General features: G+C 75.0%; 1 protein-coding gene. It reads left to right on the top strand.

Annotation, left to right across the window (positions count from 1 at the left end; all coding sequences use genetic code 11):
• Positions 1 to 212: 212 nt before the first annotated feature.
• Positions 213 to 542 carry a pilus assembly protein gene (locus tag GTW40_RS04805; RefSeq protein WP_161178889.1) on the top strand — a complete coding sequence of 110 codons (330 nt, stop codon included), beginning with the start codon at positions 213 to 215 and terminating at the stop codon, positions 540 to 542.
• The last annotated feature ends 109 nt before the right edge of the window (positions 543 to 651 follow it).

Raw genomic sequence — 651 nt, 5'->3', positions numbered from 1 at the left:
GCGGCGAGCGGCAGCGCGGCGACCGGGGCGCGGTCGGCTTCCGGCGGCGGAAGGAGTGAGGCGCGATGTGGACCGCTGCCGGGGGTGCGACGAGGGCTGGGACCGGGGACGCGGGAAGGACCGCGGCCGGGGACGCGACGAGGGGAGCGGCCGGGAGTGCGACGGGGGGAGCGGCCGGGGACCGGGGGCAGGTCGCCGTCGAACTCCTCGGGATGACCCCGCTGATCGTGCTGACCCTGGTGCTCATGTGGCAGTGCGTGCTCACGGGGTACGCCTTCACGCTCGCGGGGAATGCTGCGGACGAGGGCGTACGGGCGGGCACCGCGGCGGCGCCCGGCGGCGCGCGCGAGGCCGCCTGTCGCGCGGCCGCTCTGGAGCACCTGTCGGGGGACTGGAGAGGGGGCGCGACGGTGGCGTGCGGCGGCTCCGGGTTCGTCACGGCCGACGTCTCCCTCAAGGTGCCCGTCCTCTTCCCCGGCTCCATCGACTTCCCGGTCACGGTGCACGGCCACGCCGGTGCCGTGGAGGAGGTGAAGCACTGAGATGCGGTACGGACGCGAGCGGAGGCGCGATCGGACACCCGATCGGGGTCAAGTAGCCATCGAGTACCTGGGGTTCATCCCCGTCCTGCTGGTCGTCGGCCTCGCCGGG

Source organism: Streptomyces sp. SID4985 (assembly GCF_009863025.1).
In the GTDB taxonomy this organism is placed as follows: Bacteria; Actinomycetota; Actinomycetes; order Streptomycetales; family Streptomycetaceae; genus Streptomyces.
The sequence above is the reverse complement of the archived record's forward strand: the minus strand, read 5'-3'. Positions and strand labels throughout refer to the sequence as shown.